Annotated in this window: 25 protein-coding genes and 1 tRNA gene; 10 read left to right on the top strand and 16 right to left on the bottom strand. The window is 37.4% G+C overall.

The window, feature by feature from the left end:
- Positions 1–54 precede the first annotated feature (54 nt).
- On the bottom strand, positions 55–1,959 hold the full coding sequence (locus tag ACMAZA_RS00430; RefSeq protein ID WP_435189059.1) for an FG-GAP repeat domain-containing protein: 1,905 nt from the start codon (positions 1,957–1,959) through the stop codon (positions 55–57).
- 577 nt (positions 1,960–2,536) lie between these two features.
- Here ACMAZA_RS00430 and ACMAZA_RS00425 point away from each other — a divergent pair.
- Together ACMAZA_RS00425 and ACMAZA_RS00420 are read left to right on the top strand one after the other, a co-directional pair.
- Positions 2,537–3,775 carry a tyrosine-type recombinase/integrase gene (locus ACMAZA_RS00425; protein WP_435189057.1) on the top strand — a complete coding sequence of 413 codons (1,239 nt, stop codon included), beginning with the start codon at positions 2,537–2,539 and terminating at the stop codon, positions 3,773–3,775.
- Positions 3,772–4,971: a hypothetical protein gene (locus ACMAZA_RS00420; protein WP_435189055.1), complete on the top strand. Its 1,200-nt coding sequence runs from the start codon at positions 3,772–3,774 to the stop codon at positions 4,969–4,971. The genes ACMAZA_RS00425 and ACMAZA_RS00420 overlap by 4 nt, the downstream gene beginning before the upstream one ends.
- A 264-nt stretch (positions 4,972–5,235) precedes the next feature.
- Here ACMAZA_RS00420 and ACMAZA_RS00415 read toward each other — a convergent pair whose 3' ends face one another.
- Genes ACMAZA_RS00415 through ACMAZA_RS00405 form a run of 3 tightly spaced genes read right to left on the bottom strand, consistent with a single transcriptional unit; the run spans position 5,236 to position 6,900 of the window.
- The gene (locus tag ACMAZA_RS00415) at positions 5,236–6,378 is read right to left on the bottom strand and encodes a DUF6291 domain-containing protein (RefSeq protein ID WP_435189053.1); all 1,143 of its coding nucleotides are present in this window, start codon (positions 6,376–6,378) and stop codon (positions 5,236–5,238) included.
- Entirely contained in the window at positions 6,371–6,685 is a 315-nt protein-coding gene (locus tag ACMAZA_RS00410; protein WP_435189051.1) for a hypothetical protein, read from the bottom strand. Before ACMAZA_RS00410 ends, ACMAZA_RS00415 begins: the two co-directional genes overlap by 8 nt.
- A complete protein-coding gene (locus tag ACMAZA_RS00405; RefSeq protein WP_435189050.1) occupies positions 6,685–6,900 on the bottom strand; it encodes a helix-turn-helix transcriptional regulator in 216 nt (71 codons plus the stop codon). The genes ACMAZA_RS00410 and ACMAZA_RS00405 overlap by 1 nt, the downstream gene beginning before the upstream one ends.
- A gap of 239 nt (positions 6,901–7,139) precedes the next feature.
- Here ACMAZA_RS00405 and ACMAZA_RS00400 point away from each other — a divergent pair, with 239 nt between their 5' ends.
- Entirely contained in the window at positions 7,140–7,322 is a 183-nt protein-coding gene (locus ACMAZA_RS00400) for a helix-turn-helix transcriptional regulator (protein WP_435189048.1), read from the top strand.
- Between the two features lie 134 nt (positions 7,323–7,456).
- On the opposite strand, the gene ACMAZA_RS00395 is transcribed toward ACMAZA_RS00400, so the two are convergent.
- The 4 genes from ACMAZA_RS00395 to ACMAZA_RS00380 form a co-directional block, all read right to left on the bottom strand.
- The gene (locus ACMAZA_RS00395) at positions 7,457–7,633 is read right to left on the bottom strand and encodes a hypothetical protein (RefSeq protein ID WP_435189046.1); all 177 of its coding nucleotides are present in this window, start codon (positions 7,631–7,633) and stop codon (positions 7,457–7,459) included.
- Between the two features lies 1 nt (position 7,634).
- Entirely contained in the window at positions 7,635–7,892 is a 258-nt protein-coding gene (locus ACMAZA_RS00390; RefSeq protein WP_435189044.1) for a hypothetical protein, read from the bottom strand.
- A gap of 45 nt (positions 7,893–7,937) precedes the next feature.
- Positions 7,938–9,017, bottom strand: a complete 1,080-nt coding sequence (locus ACMAZA_RS00385; RefSeq protein ID WP_435189042.1) for a competence protein CoiA — start codon at positions 9,015–9,017, stop codon at positions 7,938–7,940.
- A gap of 293 nt (positions 9,018–9,310) precedes the next feature.
- The gene (locus ACMAZA_RS00380; RefSeq protein WP_020024810.1) at positions 9,311–10,186 is read right to left on the bottom strand and encodes a LysR family transcriptional regulator; all 876 of its coding nucleotides are present in this window, start codon (positions 10,184–10,186) and stop codon (positions 9,311–9,313) included.
- A 163-nt stretch (positions 10,187–10,349) separates the two neighbouring features.
- Here ACMAZA_RS00380 and ACMAZA_RS00375 point away from each other — a divergent pair, with 163 nt between their 5' ends.
- The 4 genes from ACMAZA_RS00375 to ACMAZA_RS00360 all read left to right on the top strand — a co-directional run bounded on the left by ACMAZA_RS00375 (position 10,350) and on the right by ACMAZA_RS00360 (position 11,815).
- Positions 10,350–10,502, top strand: coding sequence for a hypothetical protein (locus tag ACMAZA_RS00375; RefSeq protein WP_020026592.1), 153 nt, complete (start codon positions 10,350–10,352; stop codon positions 10,500–10,502).
- A 57-nt stretch (positions 10,503–10,559) separates the two neighbouring features.
- On the top strand, positions 10,560–10,823 hold the full coding sequence (locus ACMAZA_RS00370) for a hypothetical protein (protein ID WP_435189040.1): 264 nt from the start codon (positions 10,560–10,562) through the stop codon (positions 10,821–10,823).
- Between the two features lie 67 nt (positions 10,824–10,890).
- Positions 10,891–11,256 (top strand): DoxX family protein, encoded by a 366-nt coding sequence (locus tag ACMAZA_RS00365; RefSeq protein WP_435189038.1) that lies wholly within the window; start codon positions 10,891–10,893, stop codon positions 11,254–11,256.
- A 151-nt stretch (positions 11,257–11,407) separates the two neighbouring features.
- Positions 11,408–11,815 carry a DUF2798 domain-containing protein gene (locus ACMAZA_RS00360; protein WP_435189036.1) on the top strand — a complete coding sequence of 136 codons (408 nt, stop codon included), beginning with the start codon at positions 11,408–11,410 and terminating at the stop codon, positions 11,813–11,815.
- A gap of 383 nt (positions 11,816–12,198) precedes the next feature.
- Here ACMAZA_RS00360 and ACMAZA_RS00355 read toward each other — a convergent pair.
- Positions 12,199–12,275, bottom strand: a tRNA-Met gene (locus ACMAZA_RS00355).
- Between the two features lie 140 nt (positions 12,276–12,415).
- On the opposite strand from ACMAZA_RS00355, the gene coaE reads away from it, so the two are divergent.
- Complete coding sequence (gene coaE / locus ACMAZA_RS00350) at positions 12,416–13,030, top strand: dephospho-CoA kinase (RefSeq protein ID WP_435189034.1); 615 nt, start codon at positions 12,416–12,418, stop codon at positions 13,028–13,030.
- A gap of 23 nt (positions 13,031–13,053) precedes the next feature.
- On the opposite strand, the gene ACMAZA_RS00345 is transcribed toward coaE, so the two are convergent.
- Both ACMAZA_RS00345 and ACMAZA_RS00340 read right to left on the bottom strand, forming a co-directional pair.
- Entirely contained in the window at positions 13,054–15,588 is a 2,535-nt protein-coding gene (locus ACMAZA_RS00345; RefSeq protein ID WP_435189032.1) for an ABC transporter permease, read from the bottom strand.
- The gene (locus tag ACMAZA_RS00340) at positions 15,572–16,237 is read right to left on the bottom strand and encodes an ABC transporter ATP-binding protein (RefSeq protein ID WP_435189030.1); all 666 of its coding nucleotides are present in this window, start codon (positions 16,235–16,237) and stop codon (positions 15,572–15,574) included. The genes ACMAZA_RS00345 and ACMAZA_RS00340 overlap by 17 nt, the downstream gene beginning before the upstream one ends.
- 78 nt (positions 16,238–16,315) lie before the next feature.
- On the opposite strand from ACMAZA_RS00340, the gene ACMAZA_RS00335 reads away from it, so the two are divergent.
- Positions 16,316–16,906 carry an arylesterase gene (locus ACMAZA_RS00335; protein ID WP_435189029.1) on the top strand — a complete coding sequence of 197 codons (591 nt, stop codon included), beginning with the start codon at positions 16,316–16,318 and terminating at the stop codon, positions 16,904–16,906.
- Positions 16,907–16,915: 9 nt separating this feature from the next.
- Here ACMAZA_RS00335 and ACMAZA_RS00330 read toward each other — a convergent pair whose 3' ends face one another.
- Together ACMAZA_RS00330 and rsmI are read right to left on the bottom strand one after the other, a co-directional pair.
- Complete coding sequence (locus ACMAZA_RS00330; RefSeq protein WP_435189027.1) at positions 16,916–17,230, bottom strand: (2Fe-2S) ferredoxin domain-containing protein; 315 nt, start codon at positions 17,228–17,230, stop codon at positions 16,916–16,918.
- Positions 17,227–18,057 (bottom strand): 16S rRNA (cytidine(1402)-2'-O)-methyltransferase, encoded by an 831-nt coding sequence (gene rsmI / locus ACMAZA_RS00325; RefSeq protein ID WP_435189025.1) that lies wholly within the window; start codon positions 18,055–18,057, stop codon positions 17,227–17,229. Before rsmI ends, ACMAZA_RS00330 begins: the two co-directional genes overlap by 4 nt.
- A gap of 158 nt (positions 18,058–18,215) precedes the next feature.
- Here rsmI and ACMAZA_RS00320 point away from each other — a divergent pair, with 158 nt between their 5' ends.
- Positions 18,216–18,938, top strand: coding sequence for a BON domain-containing protein (locus ACMAZA_RS00320; protein ID WP_435189024.1), 723 nt, complete (start codon positions 18,216–18,218; stop codon positions 18,936–18,938).
- Here the strand turns inward: ACMAZA_RS00320 and ACMAZA_RS00315 are convergent.
- From ACMAZA_RS00315 to truB, 3 genes are read right to left on the bottom strand one after another with little or no spacing between them, the layout of a single operon-like run.
- Positions 18,924–19,502, bottom strand: a complete 579-nt coding sequence (locus ACMAZA_RS00315) for a ribonuclease HII (protein ID WP_435189022.1) — start codon at positions 19,500–19,502, stop codon at positions 18,924–18,926. The two genes, ACMAZA_RS00320 and ACMAZA_RS00315, sit on opposite strands and share 15 nt — an antisense overlap.
- A 12-nt stretch (positions 19,503–19,514) precedes the next feature.
- Positions 19,515–20,780, bottom strand: a complete 1,266-nt coding sequence (gene purD, locus ACMAZA_RS00310; protein WP_435189021.1) for a phosphoribosylamine--glycine ligase — start codon at positions 20,778–20,780, stop codon at positions 19,515–19,517.
- A 30-nt stretch (positions 20,781–20,810) separates the two neighbouring features.
- Positions 20,811–21,713, bottom strand: coding sequence for a tRNA pseudouridine(55) synthase TruB (truB, locus tag ACMAZA_RS00305; protein WP_435189019.1), 903 nt, complete (start codon positions 21,711–21,713; stop codon positions 20,811–20,813).

Genomic DNA, 21,713 nt, shown 5'->3' with positions numbered 1-21,713 from the left:
TCGAGAGGGGCTCCCCCCGTGCCTCAAAGTCAGTATATATATGCGAAGGAATAATTATTGACTTCTTAAATTTTCATACAGTTTGGGATTCCCCCAAACAGCAGTATCGCCAATGGCATAGATAGTACATTTTCCAATAGCCTTTGTATTCTCTTCGCATTGTTCGAATGCTGTCATCTCATTAGTAGACCACTCATAATGACAATCCTTACCATTACTATCAAGAGAGACAAAAAAGTAAGTGTCCTTATTTGTTCTTTTGTAGTATTCACCTCCAAACAACTCACTAAAGACGGCGCTACAGACCTGTAATCTTCTTTGGTCGGTTAATAATTTGATTTGTGATTCAAGAAAAGATAATTCTTTTGGTTGTTCTTCATTAGCCACTTCACCAACTCTAACCACTTCACCATTATAATTTTCAATTAATTGTTTTATTTCTTCACCTGCAGTTTCTTTATAGTTTGTCTGTTGAGTTTTGATCTGTACCATAGGATTGTCTGGCTGGTTCTTGTTAATCAGTTCAAACTTGAGATTTCCTTTGTTTAACCAGATTGCATTGTCATACTTGCCAGATTTGCCATCATAAAATATAACATCCATTAAGCCATCATCATTTACATCATGTAGTTTCAATGTAAAGTACTTATTTGCCCAATTAATCTCAGTTTTTAACTCAGCATGCTCTTCTTTTGTCATAGGGTCCCAAAGAATAGTCAAATCTGACTTGAAGTTCATATTACCGAGATTTTCTTTAATCTCCATTGCAACCCCAACATACAAGTTTCTAAAACGCATAAGTATGATATCTTGGTCACCATCATTGTCAAAGTCCCATGAACGTGCACCGACTGAGCCAACCCAATCGTAATCTCCATCAGTGAATACTGACATATCTTTACATACACGGAACCAACCATTACCATCGTTACAGGATATCTTTGGGTGTCCAGGTTGACTTGCGTTTTCTTGTTGCTGAGTGTACATGTCTAAATCACCATCGCCGTCGAAATCAGCAAGTTCAACAATATATGCCCCCGCACCATCGATACATTTGCGGTATTTCATTACACCGCCGCCAATATTTATCCAACAATCGACATGTTTACCACCTGTTGTAGATAACATATCTATCCAACCGTCACCATTGATATCCCCTGCTTGACCGCCATGGCCAAAATCATTAATGACTTTGTTTAGATGTGTATCAGAACTTTCTAACCAGGTACCATTAGATTGAGACAAGTAGTAACTGTCACGAAAGCCTCTCCAACGAACTTTGTTAGAAGATGCGTGGCCGCTCTCGTCTGCTTTATCATCATAAAACCAGAAGTCTTGGATACCGTCACCATTAAAGTCAGCAACAGCGGGCTTGCCACCACGTATGCCTGCATCTTTGCGCTTATCGATAAGAAGATAAGAACTTCTTTTCCAAATTCCATCAGCATGCCCAAGAAACAATTCAGGCATCATATTTGGAGTAATACAAGCCTTCTTGCCACACGAATAGAATTGCCCTACTGGGTCATTATCATCGATGTCTGTAGCATTGTTGATTCCTTTTCTGTTTGAGTATATTAAATTATATTTCGCATCATCAACGGCTCCACCATAAATGAAATCAACGTAGCCATCATTATTGAAATCTCCAGTCCAATGTTGGGGTCCACCTCGTTGACGACCAGTATCTTTCAAAAATGGTGAATACCTGCCTGGAGTTGGACCATTAATTAATGTATTCTCCGTTATCTCAATCATAGGACCTGACCAAGGACCATCGTTTTCAGATAAATTCGTGTAGGGTTTGCCTGAGAGAACGTTATTATTTACACAGTTAAAAACATAATAACTTCCATCATCAGAAACACTCTTGATTGGCTCACTGCCATCAGGGCATGATGATGCAAATCCTTGAATTGAATACAAAGACAGCACAAAAATAAATAAAATTTTCTTCATTAGGGGGTGTGAATAGAAATTTAGAAAGGCTAAATTATAGCTCAAAAAGAGTCCAAATTTCGTTTGATGTGTGAGGGAGGGTGTATATATCTATCTCCGATGTCGAGAGGGGCTCCCCCCGTACCTTCAAAGTCAGTATATATATGCGAGGGATGGTACTTTTTTCATAGTATTTATCTAAACCATCGGTTATATACACCTCAAACCAACGGTTACTAGTCTCTAGTTATTTAACTATTATTATTTATCTAATTATTTGGACTTAAGCGAGGTGTAGAAAAGGTATCGAAAATCGTTTCTTTGAGTACCAGTTGAGTACCAGTCTAATATTTAGATTTAAGTGAAATCGCTTAAAGCCTTATGGGATATGGTGGTTATGGGTGGACTTGAACCACCGACCCCAGCATTATGAATTTAATTTACTTTATTATCCTTTATTTCCTATATAATACTGGTATGTCCATAAACATCCTATTATACATAGGTTTAAAGAGATGAACACTTCCATAGACATCCATTTTAGTATAACTCAATATAACCCACATCTGTGTACTGGATGTGTACTGGAGTTAGTATCATGAAGATTAACTTTACACGCAAAGCACTAGACAACATTGAAATACCTAGCAATGGGCAAGTTGCTTACGGTGACACACAAGTTAAAGGCTTATCGTTAAGAGTCACCCATCTAGGGGTTAAGGCTTTTATAGTTCGCAAAAGACTAAAGGGAAAGAAAAACGCTTCTTATGTCACTCTAGGCTACTATCCTTCAATGACAATTCCACAGGCTAGGACACAAGCACAGGGAACATTCTCTAATATCGATAAAGGCATTGACCCAAATAAAGTTAAAGGTGATTTAGTTTCTAAGCAAAGCATTACCCTTCAACAAGTCTTCAATGATTACATTAGAAGCCGAGGAACTAAGATAGAGGAAAGTACAGTTGAAAACTATAGGTCTGCTCTAAATATATATCTAGGTGATTGGAAACATAAACCGATAGCAGATATTACACGCAACATGGTGGAGCAAAGACATAGAGACATCACCTATGGACTTGGTAAGTTCAAAGAATCACCAACAAGAGCAAACACTACAATGAGAGTTCTAAGGGCTTTGTTTAATTATGCTCATGGTCAATATGAAGATAGCAAAGGAGAACCCCTCTTTATTCACAATCCTGTTCAAAGAATCTCTCATAACAAGTCTTGGAATAGAGAAAAGGTTAGACAAGGCCTAGTTAATAACTACGAATTAAAGCAATGGTATGAAGGAATTATGTCACTACCTGAGCATGAGAAGAACTCAGTTAAGAAGAATAGTGCCGAGGTTGTTAGAGACTTGTTTATCTTTATTTTGTTTACAGGATTAAGAAGAAATGAAGCATTAGAACTCAAGTGGGAAGACATAGACTTTAGAGACAATTCTTTTGTTATTGAAGATACCAAGAACCACGAAACACACGCCCTTCCATTGACTAAAACTTTATTAGAGATACTCGATAGGCGTAAAGATGGCTCTGACAATCCATATGTATTCCAAGGTCAGAAACCAAACACTCATTTGTCACCGCCACAAAAAAGACAAATGGCTAGAGCAAGAGATTTAGCGGGTTGTTATTTCAACTTACACGACCTTAGAAGGACTTTTGAAACTACAGCAAGTAGAGTTGTTTTCTCAACATACAACCTAAAGAAACTCATCAATCACAAAGACCCAAAAGACATTACAGGGCGCTACATAATCATTCAATTAGAAGACCTCAGGGAACCTATGAATTTGATCGAGGCAGAACTATGGAGTCACATCAAATGAAGTATCAGTTCACCCAAAAAGCAAAGGACAGAAAACAAGAACTCATTAAGGAGTTTGAGGCACAGGTCAAAGCCTCTCGTAAAGAGAGAAAAAGACTTCATAAAATATGTGTCGATGAAGTTCCTCTATTTGAGCAGTTGCTTGAATTAGATACTGAGTTAGAACCCCATAAGGACTTAACTCAAGAATCATGGGAAGTTGTTTATATTAGCCATGGTTGGGTCAAAGAAGATTTAATAATCAAAGACCCAAGAGAATTTGAGAATGATGATATGCCTTCATTTACATCCCTTGCTGAAAGATTGAGGGATTTTGAGCACAAGAAAAAGAACCCTCACTTTATCAATCCAAAGAAAGATAAACGAGCCTTATATATCGAAGACATTTACAACATCGATAACTGGCAAAGGATGGATAGGAGAACGAGCACTTCTGAAAGATTATTAAAAGTTTTCAAAGAGGCCTCTTTTGATTTAAGTCTTCTTGATAGACATCAAACCCTATATCAACATGAAGGTTTTTATATTCTTCTAGGTCTCTGTCCTGATATTGAAAAAAGATATATTGCGCAATGGGATATGAATGCCACTAATTTTAAAGATGAAGATGGGTTCATAGAAAAAGGTGGGCTAGGCGAAAGTGGTAGAGACTATGATGAATGGAAGTGGGTTGAAAGAGAGTTCAAAACCAAAAAAAGACAACTCAGCCGTCAAGAGCGTTCTAATATGTCGGAAAACGAACTTCATAATCACATTGTTGTACCTATCGACATAGACAAGGAGCAGTTTATTGGGTGGGCAAAAGGCTTAGGATATATTAAAGAAAATACTGCCTTGAGAGATGTTGAAGAGGCACCCTTTAAGGCTGAGTTTTCCAAGATGTTATATGACCAACTTATTGAAAAAGATTGTATCAATGGTGACCTTGAAGGTAAATGGATTTGGCTTAAAGAAACTGGAGCATATAGTCATTTAGTAAGAATGCTTCATGTCAACACAATTCCTACTGAATACCACACAGAGGAATCGAGTAACCAAATCAAATGGGCTAACCTTGAACATTACATCCATGTTGACTACAAAGGACATCCAAAAGATTACAGGACAACGAGACAAGATGCTGTGATTGAAGAAGTCGTTACCTACTTGTTAGAAGGCTACAATAATACGGACAGGAGACACCTTAAATATCCATGACATAGGCCTTTTTTTATGGTCTCCGAAAACTCCCTTTTTTATGGCGTACGAAAACCCCTTTTTATGGTGTCACTAAACTCCCTTTTTATGGACTCCGAAAACACCAAGATTACAACAAGATAAAACACCAAATATTTCTTTATGGTATTTACTAAACTTTATCTTTTACTTTTACTTTTACTTTTGCTTTAACCTTTACCTTTACTTTAGGTTTAACAGTTAGCTAACCGTTGGTTTAACAATTAGCTAACCGTTGGTTATAGACTATTCTTTATTTGGCTTTCTTCCACCTTTCTTAGAATTGATGCGCCTTTTAATATTGGCATCAATCTGAGGCTTTATTAATTCAAATAAAGATTGAAGTTTGTCAGGCAACTTAGATTGTTTTTCATACAAGCCGTAGTTCATCATAGCGTCAAACACAAGTCTTAATTCAGAGCCATCAAGATGTTTCATGGCTTTGAAAAAACTACCATAGACAATTACAGATTCATGTTGTGGTGTTCTAGCGTTACTATGAATTGCCTTATAGATTTGCTTCTTAACTTCCATCAAACCTTGCTCTTGATGAAGGTCGTTAAAGTCTGTCAATCTTTGACTCTTGTTTAACCCTTCAAAGTGAGGAAAACAAACAAATCCGCCAACATGCTTCGCTGTCTCAGAGGCTTTTATAAGACCTGTATTGACATCATTGAACTGGTCATCATCACCCGCAACAATGATTGAAGCATGAGGGTATAAGGAAGTCATTTCTTTAGCTACAGGCAAAAGATTACCCGCATTAAATGAAACAACCACAGCCAACTTAGTAGCCTCGTGGATACTGGCTCCAGTTGACATTCCTTCTACGATAATAAGATGTTCATCAACATCACCAATCAAGTAGAAACAGCCTTCTATCTTTCCACCTTTAGCAAAATATTTACCACCACTTGGTGAAATGGTTTGAAGATTGACCAACTCTCCATCGGCATTAAAGATAGGAACAACCAAATTGTCCTTTTCAACCTTTAAGCCATAAGACTTGACACCTTTATCTGAAAGATATTGATGTGAATCAACTTGATCGATTTTTGCCCATCTTTCATTGACATCTCTCTCAGCCTGTTGATGTTTATCTTCTTTCTCTTTGGCTTTAAGCTGTCTTACTTCCTCTTGCTTTATGGCAAAGGCTTTCTTTTCTTCAGGAGTGAAAGACGATGTATCACGATTACAAAAGTCCTCGTGAATATCTAACTTCCAACAGCCAAAAGCACCTGACTGAAAGTCTCCATCCTGAAAGCCAACATACCAACTATTAGCTTTGGTATCGCCCTCATTCTTGAACCTTTTAATCTTACCATCATAAACAAAAGCGGAAGGTGGCGTTATGCCACGCTCCAACATTGCTCTACTCATACTAGCCATCCAACACCTCCAAGTACTTGTTGATGTAAATTTTGTCTTCATCGCTAGTTGTGTACTCCTTACAAAGAGTCTCACCACCAAAGCGATTTGGAACTTTAATCCATCTTCGAGGAAATTCCAAACCATGCTGATTTGAAAGAGCCGATATAGTTGATGGTAGACAATGGTCACCTAACTGCTCTGCGTCAAACCTCGTTAGAGAGCCTTCAACAAGGGCGTTGAGTATGGTATCATTCTTGCTGAAAGTTTTACTGTAAGCCCCCTGAGTCCTAGCCGACTGAGGGGGTTTTTTTGTATTACTACTCATTACTTTACTTCTCCTGTGTGTTTAAAAGTATTGGCCTCAATGTAATCTAATACATCGGACTCTCTATAACGGACTGCTCCGTTTTGCCCAAACTTCACGAAAGGAATCGAACCAATTCCAACTCCTGTACTTCTCGCATTTGCCAAGGTCTTTGACTCAATACCAAACTTCTCAGCTACTTGGTGTGTATCTAACAACGTCTTTAATCTTTCCATCTAATCTCCTTTATAGGGATTTTAAAATGCTTCTTTTGAAGCGCCTATCTTTCCGCCATTGGAAAGACATGGTGCTAAAGATACGCTGAATGGAAATTTTCCGTACCCCACTCAATACACACTCGATACACACTTTATTGTGTATTGGAAAAGTGTACTGTGAATTGCCGTCAAACGCCCATATGAAAGGATTATTACTTTACACTCTTCCATTTTTTTCCATAACAAAAAGGAGAACTATGAGACTACTCACATTGAAACAAGTAAAGGAAATAACACTACTCAGTACTGCTACGATTTATAGACTTATGAAAGAGGATAAATTCCCAAAGCAGATTAAATTATCTGAAAGAACTTCTCGTTGGTCTGAGAACAAAATAATCGAATTCATTATTAAAAAAATGATCGATAGGAATAGATGATTTGCTATGTATGGAAACCTGTGGAAAGTGGTCTAATTAGGCCACTATACGGGGCTCGTATTTGGCTAGTGGGGTGATGGTATTACTCGACTAGGAAAGTGTCCTTAGTAACCAAGCAGTAGCCCTTTATTTATCTATTTCTTTTTATCAATATAGGCGTACAGAAAAAGTCCGCCAAATAAGAAACCGCCTCCAAGCGTCATATATTGTATGCCAATGGAATGAGGCACTTGAGTATTTTCAAATCCACCTCCACCATACCAAACTAGCATTCCACCTAAACCAGCAATAATTAGTGCGATTAATTTCATACTATTGGTTCATCATTTCAAGAAGTTCTTGCTGAAGTGGATTTGGAGTTAGTCCATATTCTCCACTCCAAGGAGTACAACCTGTAAGCATTTGGGCTTCTCCTGAAACTGCTTGGCAGAATTTCACCTTGCCATTAACTTGGTCTATGAGATAAACACCCATTTCATTTGGATTTACAACAGCTTCATATTGATACTCATCAGCACCGAATGATAATGATGAGAAAGTTAGTAGTATTGTTAATAGAAGTTTCTTCATACTAGGATTGTATATCAACTTGAACTAAAGTCCAAATTTCGTTTTTTATTTTTTACCAATTTTCTGTTTCAATTGCTCCATTAGATTTTTCCATTCAGTCCAGTTCTTTACATCTATGGTTTTGGGTATCACATTAATATCAAACTCATCTTCAATTTGTTCATCGGTGTAGTCTAATTGTTTCATAACCTCTTCATAGTTATTTAGAATTGATGAGGCAACCTTGGTGTCAAAATAATGAAATCTATTTCTACAAATTCCTATGACATATGGGATTTTTGGCTTAGGTCTTCTATATACAATCTTTTCTCCATAACGCTTAAATATTTTAATTCCGAGCGACCCTTCAAACCACTCTTCATCATCCTTCATGTTATATTTTTTTCTTATTCTTAAATCTTCTTCAATGAGTTCTTGCTCCCTAATCCTATCTTTTTCTTCTTGCTCTCTTCTATTCTTTTCTTGTTCAGCCTTTATTTCATCAATTTGTTTTTGAATTGGCTCTAGTAGTTTTATATTAACCTCATCTGAGCGAGAATCATTCATCATTTCAACAAAAGAATTTCTTGAAAAAGCACTAATACAATCATTGTTATTAATTAACCATAGCTCATCAGCTCCAAAATCAACAAATACTAATGACTGACTAGAGCCCCATTCTCTAATTAACCTGTAATCTTTGGGAAATTCAGGATAAATGAGGGGATGTGCGTGATGAACTAAACTTTCAAACTGCTTAATATCAGTCTTGCGTCTTGTTCCATCAACCACCCATATCAGCTTATTGTAAAAGTAATCTCTTGAGTCGCGCTCTTCTTTAGAAATTGGTGAATGTTGAAATTCAATTGTCCAACCCGAACTCGTTTTAACATCGGCAATATGTTTCTCACCACTCTCATCTCTTTGGATTATCTCTTGCCATTCTTTAGGAAAGTTATTCTTCCAATTGCGATGCCACTCTGTTTCATTCTCCCACCAATGGTCATCACACTTCTTCTTATGCGACCAATAATGTCTTTTGATTTCGCCACACTTAGCAACTAGTTCAGAACCACAACTAGGACAGACCCCCTTTGCTCCTTTGGTAGGTTCAATACGCTCATTATTTGAAAGTGCGAATCTCATAAAAGGATTATAAGTCCAAATTTCGTTTGATGTGTGAGGGAGGGTGTATATATCTATCTCCGATGTCGAGAGGGGCTCCCCTGTACCTTCAAAGTCAGTATATATATGCGAGGGATAAAAAAGCATTGAACCAAAATAGAATTTACCCAGGTTGGTAATATCCTTTTTTTAATCATCAAAGGAGTACGAAAAGTGTCATATTTAAATCTCAAACAAGTCAAAGAAATTACTCAGTTTAGTAATGCCATAATTTATCGATTAATTGCTCGAGAAGTTTATTTTTTGAATGTTTTTTAGTCTTTAAAGGTATCTCTTAAATAATCAACCATCACTTTGACCTTTGTTGGGGTAAACCTTCGAGACAATCTAACGGCATATAGTGTTTCAGGTTTAACTTGATTGTCGATTATTGTTACTAATTTTCCATTTTTTAAATCGTCTTCAATCAAGAATAATGGAAGTGCAGTAATGCCAAAACCATTAATTGCAGCCTCCCTTATGACATCACCATTATTTGCCACAAAGCCAATTCGAGGATCAGAATTTGAACCAAGTCGAGTTTTAAGGTTATTCGATGCTAAGCTATATCCAAGAAAATTATACTTTTGAATATCATTTATAGATTTAGGTTTGCCATGTTTATTGATATAGTCTGGTGAGGCGCAAATTACTATGGGAATTGAGCATAAGGGAGTTGCAATAAGGGATGAATCCTTAATATTTTGAGTAACTCGAAGCGCTATATCTATTCCTTCAGCTTGAAGATCAGTCTGGCTGTCTTCTAGTTTCAAGTTGATGATTATATTTGGATGGCTCTTCATGAATGATGGTAGTACTGGAGATAAGTGTTTTATGCCAAAACTAAGTGGAGCAGCAATTCGTAATTCACCCTTTGCTTCTGCTTTACCTTCCCCAATCCTTTCTTCTGAGATCTCTACGCTTTCTAAGATATTTTTAACATCATCAAGATATTGCTCACCAGCTTCTGTTAGATTTATATTTCTAGTCGTACGATTCAGTAATCTAACACCTAAAGCTGATTCTAGGGTGCTTATGCGACGACTCACAGTTGCAGCGCTTGTGCTCAATCTGTCGGCAGCTAGGTTAAAGCTTCCGGCTTCAACAACAGCCTGATAAGTTTCTAATTCGATTAAAGAGTATTGTTTCATAATATGTAATAGTAATTTGTTTAATAGTGACTTTATTGCAAATTATAAATGATTATAATTTTATTTCAATGACTAAACGCTAATAATCTGCAGAGGCGTTATTTAATCAGTCGCCAGCACTGAAGTCAAAAGCTGGCAATAATCTAACAATTCAAAGGAAAAAATGATGGATAACGTTAAAAAAGAAAATGGTACATGTGGTTGCGGTAGATCACCTACTGGAGATTGTATTGGATGGCATATGTTAACTGAAGAAGAGTATGCGGCAAAAACTGATGCTGACAAAGCGGCGATGTTTGAAAAAAGTGAAAATTAAAGTCTTTTCACAGGCAGCTCCTGTTCAAGGAGCTGCTATTCAAAATAAAGGAGAAAAATGATAGTAATATCAAATTTTGAAGTTACTAAAGGTTACAAGGTCTGGAAGAAAGCATTCGAATCTAATGAGGCTATGAGACAAAAAAATAACGTTAAAGTTTTAGCCTATGGCCATGAAAAGGGCAACGAAAGTAATGTATATACAGTTGTCGAAATGAATTCAATCGAGGATAAGAAATTAAAAGAGCCTAATATGATTGAAAGTAGAGAGAATGCTGGCGTTAATCACGCTTCATTAAAAATCACATCACTGGCTGAATAAAGGCGCTAATTAAAAATAAAACGACTTTTTTTTAGGGAGTTTTTTCTATAAATCATAGGAGTAAATTATGAATAAACTAAATCAATATTTAATACCGCTTGTAAAAATTCTTTTGTCACTGGCTTTTTTAAGTGCGGGCGCTTTCAAAATTATAGGTGCTGAGCAAATGGTTGGTATGTATGAGCTGATCGGGTGGGGTCAATGGTTCAGGTATGTAACAGGTTTAATCGAAGTTACTGCAGTTGTATTGATATGGCTACCAAATAAACAAGTTTTTGGAGCGGCACTTCTTGTATGCACCATGATAGGAGGTTTTATTACTCACATTGCGTTAAGCATGCCTGGAGCATTTGCACCTGTCATGCTTGGGGTTTTAGCTGCCTATATTCTATATTTTTATAGAGATCAGTTAGGCGATTTTGCAAAGATTTAATTAGTTTTTTTTATTAGCCTTCCATTACTTTAAGGAAGGCTTTTTCAATCTAAGTCTTTTATCAAATAAGTCGTTAAATATCTAAGGATTTACTATGAACACAAGTGCAAATAAAACGCTAATATGGAAGAAAGTAGCAATCATCGCAACAATGATGACGTTTATTGGTGGTCCACTAACTGGGGTAATGACCTACATGAATATTGGCTTGAGCGATAGTTTCGCCTTGGCATGGTTAAAGAGTTTTGCCCTATCTATGCTAGTGATGGCACCCGTTGGTATCATTATGATGACTCTGTTCGAAAAGTTAGTTACCAGCCTTTGGCCGAATCTATCCAAGCTGCAAACTAATTTGTTAATTGGTGTCATGATGGGTATTGTGATGGAATCAGTCATGGTAACTATGACCACCTTAAGTAACGTTGGAATTGCTGATATGACAGTCTACTTCAGTGCTTGGAAATCTGCCTTTACCGCAGCCCTGCCATTGGGCTTGACTGTTGGGCTAATTATGGCTACCACCATTAAACCACGTATTCAAAAAATTATGCGCGGCTAAAAAATAACAAAGAGCATTTCTGGTGTCAAATTCATACTAAAATTATATGTCAATTAGAACTAAAGTCCAAATTTCGTTTGATGTGTGAGGGAGGGTGTATATATCTATCTCCGATGTCGAGAGGGGCTCCCCCCCCGTACCTCAAAGTCAGTATATATATGCGAGGGATGGTACTTTTTTCATAGTATTTATCTAAACCATCGGTTATATACACTTCAAACCAACGGTTACTAGTCTCTATTTATTTAACTATTATTATTTATCTAATTATTTGGACTTAAGCGAGGTGTAGAAAAGGGGTGTTTTTTAGTCCTATTGTGTACTGAGTGTGTACTGGAGCATTATTTTGATTTAAGTGAAATGGCTGAAAGCCTTATGGGATATGGTGGTTATGGGTGGACTTGAACCACCGACCCCAGCATTATGAATGCTGTGCTCTAACCAGCTGAGCTACATAACCAAAAAGAGCGCTTATTATCGAAATATTTGCTCCAAAAGTCAAGCTAATTAGCAAAATAGAGCAATAAAAATATCATTGGGACTGTGTCAGCCTCATTTCGTTATAAAATTTGGATATTAGTATCAATAATTCAGAATTATATGACGAGCAAAGTTCTAAAAGTAGCTCTAACTGGAGGCATTGCATCAGGCAAAAGTTTAGTCAGCGACTTACTTGAAATTCATGGATGCAAAATTATTGATCTTGATATCATTTCACGTGAAGTTGTGATGCCAGGCACCGAGGGCCTCCAGGAATTAGTTGATACTTTTGGTAAATCAATTCTATTGAGTGATGGCTCGCTTGATCGCAAAAACTTAAGAGATGTCCTCTATAAAAAAGGAAGAAATAGAGCATTAATTGAACAGATCCTTCACCCAAGGATTCTTCATAAAATGAAAGCAATGATGGATGACTGTCATGAGGGAGTAATGATAGTTGTGATACCTCTTCTTGTTGAGAAAGAACTTTGGGGACCATTTGATAGAGCTATCTTAGTTGACTGTGAAAATGAAACACAAATTAAGCGCCTCATGGAAAGAGATGATATTGACTCAGCAAAAGCAAAAACGATGTTGCTTGCTCAAGCAAGTCGAGAGCAGCGCCTTAAACTCAATGAACATGTTCCAACCGATATCATTGAGAATAATTCGAGAGTGAGCGACCTTAAAGAAAAAGTTCAGGCGCTTAATCAAAAACTACTTGCATTTCTCTAGGCTTAATTAAACATTAAAAAGTATTACTCATTCCGGATGAGTGGATAGACCTTTGGGCTAAAAATGCTACGATTTGCAAGCATTATGAGCAAAAACGAAACTGCTGCTGTTGAAACAAGTATCCACAAGGCAAGACCAAAGTCAAAGTACCAAGTAAGTTGCAGTGCGTTCTCTACCACTAGGTAAGAGCTAATTGTTGCTACTGAAAGTGCAAAAAATATTAAAGTGCCATAGATAACAGCAAACTCCATTGTCATAGCCTTCAGTATGGTTGGAAAGTCAACTCCTAGTATCTTATAGATAAGGTTGTTATATCTCCTGAATGTGGTCTGCACCAACACTGCACTCACAATAACTATTAAACCAACGATAATAACAATCAGCGATATAGCTGTAACAGCTATGAATACTTTATTTAAAACTTCACTGACCTGTTTCAGAATTCTATCAATCTTGATTGCTGAAACATTTGGAAATTTTTCAACCACCATAGCCAAAATCTCACTTGAAGGTAGTCCAGACTTTAGAGTTCCAACATACTCATATGGCAGTTTATTTGCAAAGGCTTTATTGATGATGATAGCAAAGTTAATTGAGATATCCCTATAGTCTACCTCTCTGAAATTCTTAATTGTTCCAGTGACATCTCGACCTAATATATTCAGAACTATCTTGTCATTAATTTTCATACCAAGATCATAGGCAGCCCTGCTATCCATTGAAATGAAAAGCTCATCCTCAATACCCGGCTCCCACCACTGGCCTTCCACTATTGGATTATCGGGCTTTGGTTTCTCTGACCAAGAAATTCGTCTATCACCCCTAACTACCCATGCTGATCTATTGTTATTAGAGACAATCTCTTCAATGGGGGTTCCATTAAGTGAAATAAAGGATGCACTTGCCATTGGACTAAATTCAATCTCAGCGCTTGGGTCAACTTCTTTTATATAGGACTCAAGATCGCCTTTAACATCTCTGTCAATACTGACAAAAAATAAATCTGGAGCCAAAGATGGAATGCTATCTGATATTTCTTTTTTCAAATTGTTTGCGACAAAACTAAGCGTGAGTAGAAGAGTTAACCCAATTCCTAGAGAAATTGTCATGATTGGTGCAAGTGATTTTTTTGCTACAATATTTCTGTAGGCTATCCTGTAACTATTATTTGAAAATTTATAAATGCGCTTGATCAAAGCAATTAACAATCGCGACACTCCATAAAAAATAAGCATGGTGCCAAAAAAAGAGACGAAGTAAAAAACTGTATAAAGCTTCTGATTGGTTTGAGAAACAAAATACGTGGTCAGGACCAATACCAAAATAGTTAACAATAGAATATTCTTCAATGAGAAATTTAAGCTGACAGGATTAAATGTATTTCGGAACAAGGAGGCTGCTTTAATCTCACTAATCGAATATAAAGATGGAATAGAAAAAATTAATACCACCAGAAGGCCAATAAAGAAAATGTTTAGGTAGCCCAAAACACTAAATGAAGGCTGCAAATCGATTCCCAGAGCCTCCGGCAAAAACTCATTCGCCAATAATGGACTAAAAACACCTATCAGATATGCGATAACTGAGGTCATAATCAAAATCAACATGATTTCATAAAAATACATGGTTTGAATAAAGCTGGAAGGAAAACCAATAGACTTTTTGACTGCTATGCTAGTATTGTTTTGGTTTATAAATGACAAGAGTGTATTACTAATACCAATTCCTGCTATGACCATAGCACTCACAGAAACTAAATTTAAAAAATTTGAAAAGTTATCTATAACCCTACTTAGACTTCGCCCACTCTGGCCTGGAAGGCGGGTCTGGATTCTATCATCATAGGCAACAATAGTCTTAATTGTATTCTCTTGCTCTTGAATATCATTTAAATTATTAAACTTAATTCTGTACTTATGGTCAAGAAAGCTGCCCCCCGAGCTCAGCCCGAATTTTTTATAGCTGTCCATGCTGATAATTGCAAATTCACCAAAAACAGCGCTCTCAGCAAGGTCTGGAACAGATGAGACAAGCCCGGCAACTTCAAATTTTTGGCCCATAATAATAATGTCATCACCAGCATTGACTTTGAGCAGTTTCTGGATGCTCTCATTAATTAAGACGGCTGGATTTTTAGTACTAGAAAATATTTTTTTGGAAGCTCCCTGGGTGGTTGTTTCAATCTCTCCATAGAGTGGATAATTATTATCAACTGCCCTAAGCTCAGTGAATACCGGCGACTCGCCTTCCTTGGATAGCATGGTGGCAAACTCAATGGTTGCGCTGACCCTTCCAAGCTCATTAAACTGCTCAATAACTGCGTCAGGAAGTGGATCTATATCACTATCTACTTGAATATCACCACCTAAAAGCTCCTTAGAATTATTTTCTATCTCGCTATTGAGCGCCTCTTTAATTGAAAACGTTAGTGAAAGAAGTAGCAGACTGACAAATAGAGTTGAGGTAACTACCCATAGCTTTTTATAGCTTCTTGAGAAATCCCTTAAGGCGTATTTATTGATTAATTTGAATTGCTGAATATCAAACAATCTGGCCATCCCTAATTTCTATAATTCGATCACATCTTTTTGCAATTGAACTATCGTGAGTCACCATGATAAGAGAGGTATGACTTTTTTTGGTGTACTCAAAAAGCAAGTCGATCATACTCTCTGAATTAACGCTATCAAGATTACCTGTTGGCTCATCAGCCAAAATGATTTTGGGTTTGTTTATGAGTGCTCTGGCTATTGCAACCCTCTGCTGCTCTCCCCCAGAAAGTTCACTTGGCAGATGGTGCATTCGATGTGAGAGGCCAAATTCTCCCAAAAGATTCTCGGCATCTTTTTCTAAGCTGTATTGTTGATTCGCTTCAAGAGATAACAAAACATTCTCCACAGCAGTCAGGTTAGGAATCAAATAAAAGGATTGAAAAACAATGCCAATGTTTTTCCTTCTTACCTCTGACAATTCTTTTTCTTTTAGGCCGACAATTTCTTTGCCATTAATTTGAATTGAGCCTTTGCTTGCACTCTCAAGACCAGATGCGAGCATAATAATTGAAGTTTTGCCTGATCCGCTAGGGCCAACAATTGAAACAACCTCAGTGCTATCAATTGAAAAACTAATGTCCTTTAAAACTTCAACTTCCTCGGCAATATCACCGTAACTGAGTGAAACATTATTGAACTGTATTGATGCATTCATTTCAAATTCTAATATAAAATTCAGCGCATGATTATCTCAAAAAAGCACGCGTTTAAATCATTATTTATGGGGCTAATAATGACATTATTATTCACTAATGTTTATGCACAAGACCCTATAAAAATTATGCTTTATGGCGATAGCCTGATGGCAGGCTACGGTTTGTCTCAAACAGAAAATTTGACCTCCGAATTAACAAGGAATTTTAAAAACAATGAGCCTCCAATCCAGTTTATCAACGCAAGCATCTCAGGAAACACCTCTAAAAATGGGTTGTCCAGAGTTGACTGGTCACTTGGCGATAAGCCTAGCATTGTAATCCTTTGTCTTGGTGCAAATGACATGCTGAGAGGCCTTGACCCATCACTGACAGGTAATAATCTTGAACAGATCATTAATAAATTTGTCGAGAATAAGTCAGTTGTTGTTCTGGCTGGCATGAAGTCGCCTGAGAGTATGGGGGCTAAATACCAATTAGAATTTGATAGCATTTATCCAGAGCTTTCAAAAAAATATAGCCTAATCATGATGCCGTTTCTATTAGAGGGAGTTGCGCTAGAGAAAGATATGCTTCTAGCTGATTACAAGCATCCAAACGCCAAAGGCATAAAAGTGATGGCGAGCAATTTAAAGCCTTATATTCTTGAGGCAATTAAAAAACTGGATTAGAGAGCTCGTTTATTTAATCAATAAACGATTTACAATCTTATCGCTCTCCATATGCGATTCAAATATCTCGTCAATGTCCTCTTCATCAATATATTGATACCAAACATTATCAGGATAAACCACTGCCACAGGACCATTTTCACATCGACCCAGGCATCTTGACTCACTTACCCCCAGCCTTCCAACACCCAATGAGCCATTAGCACGACACTTATCTTTGGCATAACGATACATCTGTTTTGCCCCATTCTCTGAACAACACTGCTTGCCATCATTTCGAATGTTATTACAGAAAAAAATATGGCGTTTATAGAAATTACTCATAGGATTATCGCTTTTTTATAACAATATTTTTTATCTAGCCCAGTAATTTTAGATGCTAGTTTGGCAGCTTTTGAAGCTCCCATCTCCTCACATAAAATAGGCAAGATTTTTTCAAGCTCAACATTGGCTTCGTCAAGTTCTATTTTATCAGCAGGTGAGACTAAAATCACAAATTCACCTTTCTGATGATTTGAATCACTTTCAAGATAATCAATTAAAGCTGGTAAATTATCATTAAGAATTGTTTCAAATGATTTTGTAAGCTCTTTTGCTAGACAAACCCTTCGATCTTCTCCAAAGACATCCATCATATCCTTGAGTGTTGATAATATCCTTTTAGGAGATTCATAATAAATAATAGTCTCATCAAGATTTTTTTTAGATTTTAAAAATTTTAATCTTGATGTTTGTTTTGATGGCAGAAACCCAAAAAAGGCAAAGCTACTGCTCGCGATTCCAGAAGAGGATAGTGCTGCGATTGCTGCATTAGGGCCTGGAATGGGCACTACATTAATTCCTATTTTTTTAGCTTCTGATACGAGTTGATAACCAGGATCACTTATTAGAGGCGTGCCTGCATCACTAATTAGTGCGACTGACTGGCCAGAATTAATCGCACTAATAATCCCATTGACCTTCTCATTTTCATTGTGCTCATGGAATGCCTTTAAAGGAGATTTAATTTCATAATGATCAAACAGTTTTTTGCTATGTCTTGTGTCTTCGGATAAAACAAAGTCAACATTTTTAAGAATGTCAACCGCCCTAAAAGTAATATCACTTAAATTCCCAATGGGCGTCGCAACAATATAAAGCAATCCAATCATAGAGTAGTCATAATTTTTTTAAATCCTAGGAGTGTTAATATTATGCTTTATAAATTGAAAGCACAATCTAAATTAATATTTCTGTTTGGGCCTTAATAGAATCTGATTTAAAATATAACTTAATTGTTTCCTTGCAGTTCAATAAATTAGAGGCCAATATGAAAAAAATTCTCTTTCTTTGTGCAATCATTATTTCTTCTTCAATCCTTAGTTCTTGCTCACCAATAGTCCAAGGCGCTGCTGCAGTAACTACGGTCGCTACAATGAACAATGATCGCAGAACTATGGGCGAAATATTAGATGACAAAACTCTATATATGGACTTAGGGAATATGGTCAATAAAGATCCCATGCTAGAAGATGCGCATGTTAACTTTAATATTTATAACCAAGCTGTTTTAATTACTGGTGAAGCTCCAACTGAAAACGCAAAAGAGTACCTTGAAAGCATTGTCAAAAGCAAATCTTCAAAAATTAAACAGCTCATCAATGAAGTTGAGGTAATGCCAAATAGTAGTTATTTAGATAGAGCAAAAGATGGTGTTATTACTGTTCAAATTGAAACTTTATTCTTTGACCAAGAAGTCTTCCACCCAAGCCATGTCTCGGTTCTTACAGAACGAGGCGTTGTTTATTTGATGGGCTCAGTTACAAAAAGAGAGGCTGAGCACGCAACAAATATAGCCAGCAAGGCAAAAAATGTTAAAAAAGTTGTCAAGCTCTTTAACTATCTAATGGCAAGGCCTGCTAAGGAAATTGAGCGCGACAACAAGAAAAAAGCTGAGGCTGAAAAAAGAGCTGAGCTGGAGGCTAAAAAAGCTGAACTGGAGGCTAAACAGAATGAGCTTAACCAGCAGCTTTATGAGTTAGGATCTGATTAATTTTTTTACTGGTGCAAAAGTAAAACGATGTTGCCCTTCAATTGGGCCCAAATTTTTAAGTGCTTCAAGATGGGCCTTGGTTCCATAGCCCTTATGCCTTGCAAAACCATATCCTGGATAATCCTGATCGAGATTCACCATCTGCCTATCTCTAGTTACCTTGGCAATGACTGATGCAGCTGAAATGGCTGGCACAGTTAAGTCGCCCTTCACAATGGCCCTACAGTTTTCTATATCAGGGCACCTGTTCCCATCAACAAGAACACTAGTAATTTGACTATTATTTGCTAGCTCTGTCTTTAATTTATCTACCGCTCTTTTCATGGCCAGCATTGTGGCCTCTAAAATATTAATTTGGTCAATTTCATAGCTACTCGATTGACCAATGGACCAGAGGCACTCACTAGTAATTTGCTCATAGAGCGCCTCCCTTTTTTTTTCAGATAGCTTTTTGGAGTCGGTCAGTCCATCAATCAATAGCCCCGATGGAAAAGCAACCGCAGCTGCCACCACACTGCCAACTAAAGACCCTCTACCTGCCTCATCTACTCCAATAACTAGCATCCTTTAATCACTCTAGAGGCCCTTAAAGCCAATATCGGTTCTAAAATAACTTCCATCCCAATCGATCTCATTGACAAGAGAATACGCTCTGTTTTGGGCATCTTTCAAATCTTTACCAAGAGATGTTGCGCACAATACCCTGCCCCCATTACTGAGTATTTTCTCGTTATCAAGTTTTGTGCCCGCATGAAAAACTTTTGCGTTCGATGATAATCCGGGCAAAGAAATTAAATCTCCCTTTTGATATGAATTTGGATACCCCTTTGCTGACATAACCACTCCTAAAGATGATCGACTATCCCATTCAGCTGTTACATTAGCCAAAAATCCCCTAGCCCCTAGAAGACATAAGTTTGCTAAATTGGATTGAAGCCTCATCATAATAGGTTGAGTTTCTGGATCTCCGAACCTGCAGTTATACTCAAGAACCTTAACGCCTTCATCCTGATCAATCATAAGGCCCGCATACAAAAACCCAGTATACGGCATCCCTTCATTTTTCATAGCGTCAACAGTTGGCCTTATAACCTTCTCCATGGCATTTTCATAAACTAAATCGCTGACGACTGGAGCTGGAGAATAAGCCCCCATGCCGCCTGTATTTGGACCCATATCTCCATTATCTCTAGCCTTATGATCCTGTGATGTTGCCATAGGCAGTATGTTTTTTCCATCAACCATCACTATAAAGCTTGCTTCTTCCCCCACTAAAAACTCTTCAATGACAACTCTTGAGCCCGCCTCGCCAAACCTGTTGCCCTCAAGCATATCATTGATTGCATTTATTGCTACTTCGAGTGAAGTGGCTATTATCACGCCTTTTCCAGCGGCAAGGCCATCCGCTTTAATCACAATAGGCGTCCCTTTCTCTTTGACATACTCTATCGCTGACTTGGTTTCAGTAAAGACCTTATAGAATGCAGTAGGTATATTGTTTCTCTCTAAAAAATCTTTACAGAACGCTTTTGATCCCTCAAGTTGAGCAGCCAGCTTCGAAGGCCCAAAAATAGCAAGCCCTTCATCTTTAAACTGGTCAACAATTCCAAGGACTAGTGGAGCCTCTGGTCCCACTATAGTAATATCTATCATCTCTTCTTTAGCAAAAGAAATAAGCCCAGAAATATTTTCAGATTCAACACCAATATTAGATATTTTGCTTTCAAGAGCAGTTCCTGCATTACCAGGAGCTACAAAAACATGCTCTACCTCATCAAATTGAGCACATTGCCAAGCAATCGCATGCTCTCTTCCGCCTGAACCAATAACTAAAACTTTCATTATCTTCCTAAATAAAATAAAATAAAAACGTTAAACAAACAGTCTCTTTGGCAAAACCTCAGAGGAGGTGTTGCTCTCTCCGATACCAACAAATCTTTTATGTACATCATAAAGTTTAACTTTTTGAGGGGTACTTAGCTCACTGCATTGTATTTTTCTGCCACACTTGATGTCTGCTGTCTGAGTATTGTCTAAATGTATCGACTGCAAATTTGGAATCATCTCGTCCGACCCAATTAGAAGACTATCTAACTCATCCAAGCTCAATTCTTTTATCTCCTCAAAGGTTTTGCTTTGGCCAATATTTAAGTGCGCAAAACCTATCCTTCTTAACTCGATTACATGGCCGCCGCAATAAAGATGTTTTCCAATGTCCTCTATTAAAGTTCGAATATAGGTACCTTTTGAGCAAGACACTTCTAGGGTTAAGATATCGTTTTCTATGCTAATGAACTCTATTTCATAGATGCTTACTTCTCTTGGCTTTCTTTCAACCTCTATGCCTTTTCTTGCAAGTTTATACAATGGCGTGCCATTTTTTTTAAGGGCAGAGAACATCGGTGGTATTTGACTAATTACACCTGTAAAGTTCTTTAGACTATCCTTAATAACAGCCTCATCTATCGCCTGTGTGGAGCCAAATTGGCTTATCTGGCCCTCTGAATCGCCAGTATCACTTATTTCACCAAGCTTGCCTCTTACAAAGTATCGCTTATCGTCATTAAGTAGGAATTGGGCTACTTTAGTTGACTGGCCCAAGCAGATTGGAAGAAGGCCACTTGCTAACGGGTCAAGGCTTCCAGTGTGTCCTGCTTTATTTGCTCCAAATAAGCGCTTTATTTCTTGCAATGCATTGTTTGAACTCTGTCCAGATGCTTTGTCTAAAATCAAAACTCCATCAATATCTCTACCTTTCTTATTTCGTTTTGACAT

The organism is Pseudothioglobus sp. nBUS_23, assembly GCF_051201565.1.
Taxonomy (GTDB): domain Bacteria; phylum Pseudomonadota; class Gammaproteobacteria; order PS1; family Pseudothioglobaceae; genus Pseudothioglobus.
The sequence above is the reverse complement of the archived record's forward strand: the minus strand, read 5'-3'. Positions and strand labels throughout refer to the sequence as shown.

Bases quoted from the DNA above. Each gene is read 5' to 3' on its own strand.
- ACMAZA_RS00430 (WP_435189059.1), bottom strand. From the start codon at position 1,959: ATGAAGAAAATTTTATTTATTTTTGTGCTGTCTTTGTATTCAATTCAA.
- ACMAZA_RS00425 (WP_435189057.1), top strand. From the start codon at position 2,537: ATGAAGATTAACTTTACACGCAAAGCACTAGACAACATTGAAATACCT.
- ACMAZA_RS00420 (WP_435189055.1), top strand. From the start codon at position 3,772: ATGAAGTATCAGTTCACCCAAAAAGCAAAGGACAGAAAACAAGAACTC.
- ACMAZA_RS00415 (WP_435189053.1), bottom strand. From the start codon at position 6,378: ATGGCTAGTATGAGTAGAGCAATGTTGGAGCGTGGCATAACGCCACCT.
- ACMAZA_RS00410 (WP_435189051.1), bottom strand. From the start codon at position 6,685: ATGAGTAGTAATACAAAAAAACCCCCTCAGTCGGCTAGGACTCAGGGG.
- ACMAZA_RS00405 (WP_435189050.1), bottom strand. From the start codon at position 6,900: ATGGAAAGATTAAAGACGTTGTTAGATACACACCAAGTAGCTGAGAAG.
- ACMAZA_RS00400 (WP_435189048.1), top strand. From the start codon at position 7,140: ATGAGACTACTCACATTGAAACAAGTAAAGGAAATAACACTACTCAGT.
- ACMAZA_RS00395 (WP_435189046.1), bottom strand. From the start codon at position 7,633: ATGAAATTAATCGCACTAATTATTGCTGGTTTAGGTGGAATGCTAGTT.
- ACMAZA_RS00390 (WP_435189044.1), bottom strand. From the start codon at position 7,892: ATGAAGAAACTTCTATTAACAATACTACTAACTTTCTCATCATTATCA.
- ACMAZA_RS00385 (WP_435189042.1), bottom strand. From the start codon at position 9,017: ATGAGATTCGCACTTTCAAATAATGAGCGTATTGAACCTACCAAAGGA.
- ACMAZA_RS00380 (WP_020024810.1), bottom strand. From the start codon at position 10,186: ATGAAACAATACTCTTTAATCGAATTAGAAACTTATCAGGCTGTTGTT.
- ACMAZA_RS00375 (WP_020026592.1), top strand. From the start codon at position 10,350: ATGATGGATAACGTTAAAAAAGAAAATGGTACATGTGGTTGCGGTAGA.
- ACMAZA_RS00370 (WP_435189040.1), top strand. From the start codon at position 10,560: ATGATAGTAATATCAAATTTTGAAGTTACTAAAGGTTACAAGGTCTGG.
- ACMAZA_RS00365 (WP_435189038.1), top strand. From the start codon at position 10,891: ATGAATAAACTAAATCAATATTTAATACCGCTTGTAAAAATTCTTTTG.
- ACMAZA_RS00360 (WP_435189036.1), top strand. From the start codon at position 11,408: ATGATGACGTTTATTGGTGGTCCACTAACTGGGGTAATGACCTACATG.
- coaE (WP_435189034.1), top strand. From the start codon at position 12,416: ATGACGAGCAAAGTTCTAAAAGTAGCTCTAACTGGAGGCATTGCATCA.
- ACMAZA_RS00345 (WP_435189032.1), bottom strand. From the start codon at position 15,588: ATGGCCAGATTGTTTGATATTCAGCAATTCAAATTAATCAATAAATAC.
- ACMAZA_RS00340 (WP_435189030.1), bottom strand. From the start codon at position 16,237: ATGAATGCATCAATACAGTTCAATAATGTTTCACTCAGTTACGGTGAT.
- ACMAZA_RS00335 (WP_435189029.1), top strand. From the start codon at position 16,316: ATGACATTATTATTCACTAATGTTTATGCACAAGACCCTATAAAAATT.
- ACMAZA_RS00330 (WP_435189027.1), bottom strand. From the start codon at position 17,230: ATGAGTAATTTCTATAAACGCCATATTTTTTTCTGTAATAACATTCGA.
- rsmI (WP_435189025.1), bottom strand. From the start codon at position 18,057: ATGATTGGATTGCTTTATATTGTTGCGACGCCCATTGGGAATTTAAGT.
- ACMAZA_RS00320 (WP_435189024.1), top strand. From the start codon at position 18,216: ATGAAAAAAATTCTCTTTCTTTGTGCAATCATTATTTCTTCTTCAATC.
- ACMAZA_RS00315 (WP_435189022.1), bottom strand. From the start codon at position 19,502: ATGCTAGTTATTGGAGTAGATGAGGCAGGTAGAGGGTCTTTAGTTGGC.
- purD (WP_435189021.1), bottom strand. From the start codon at position 20,780: ATGAAAGTTTTAGTTATTGGTTCAGGCGGAAGAGAGCATGCGATTGCT.
- truB (WP_435189019.1), bottom strand. From the start codon at position 21,713: ATGTCAAAACGAAATAAGAAAGGTAGAGATATTGATGGAGTTTTGATT.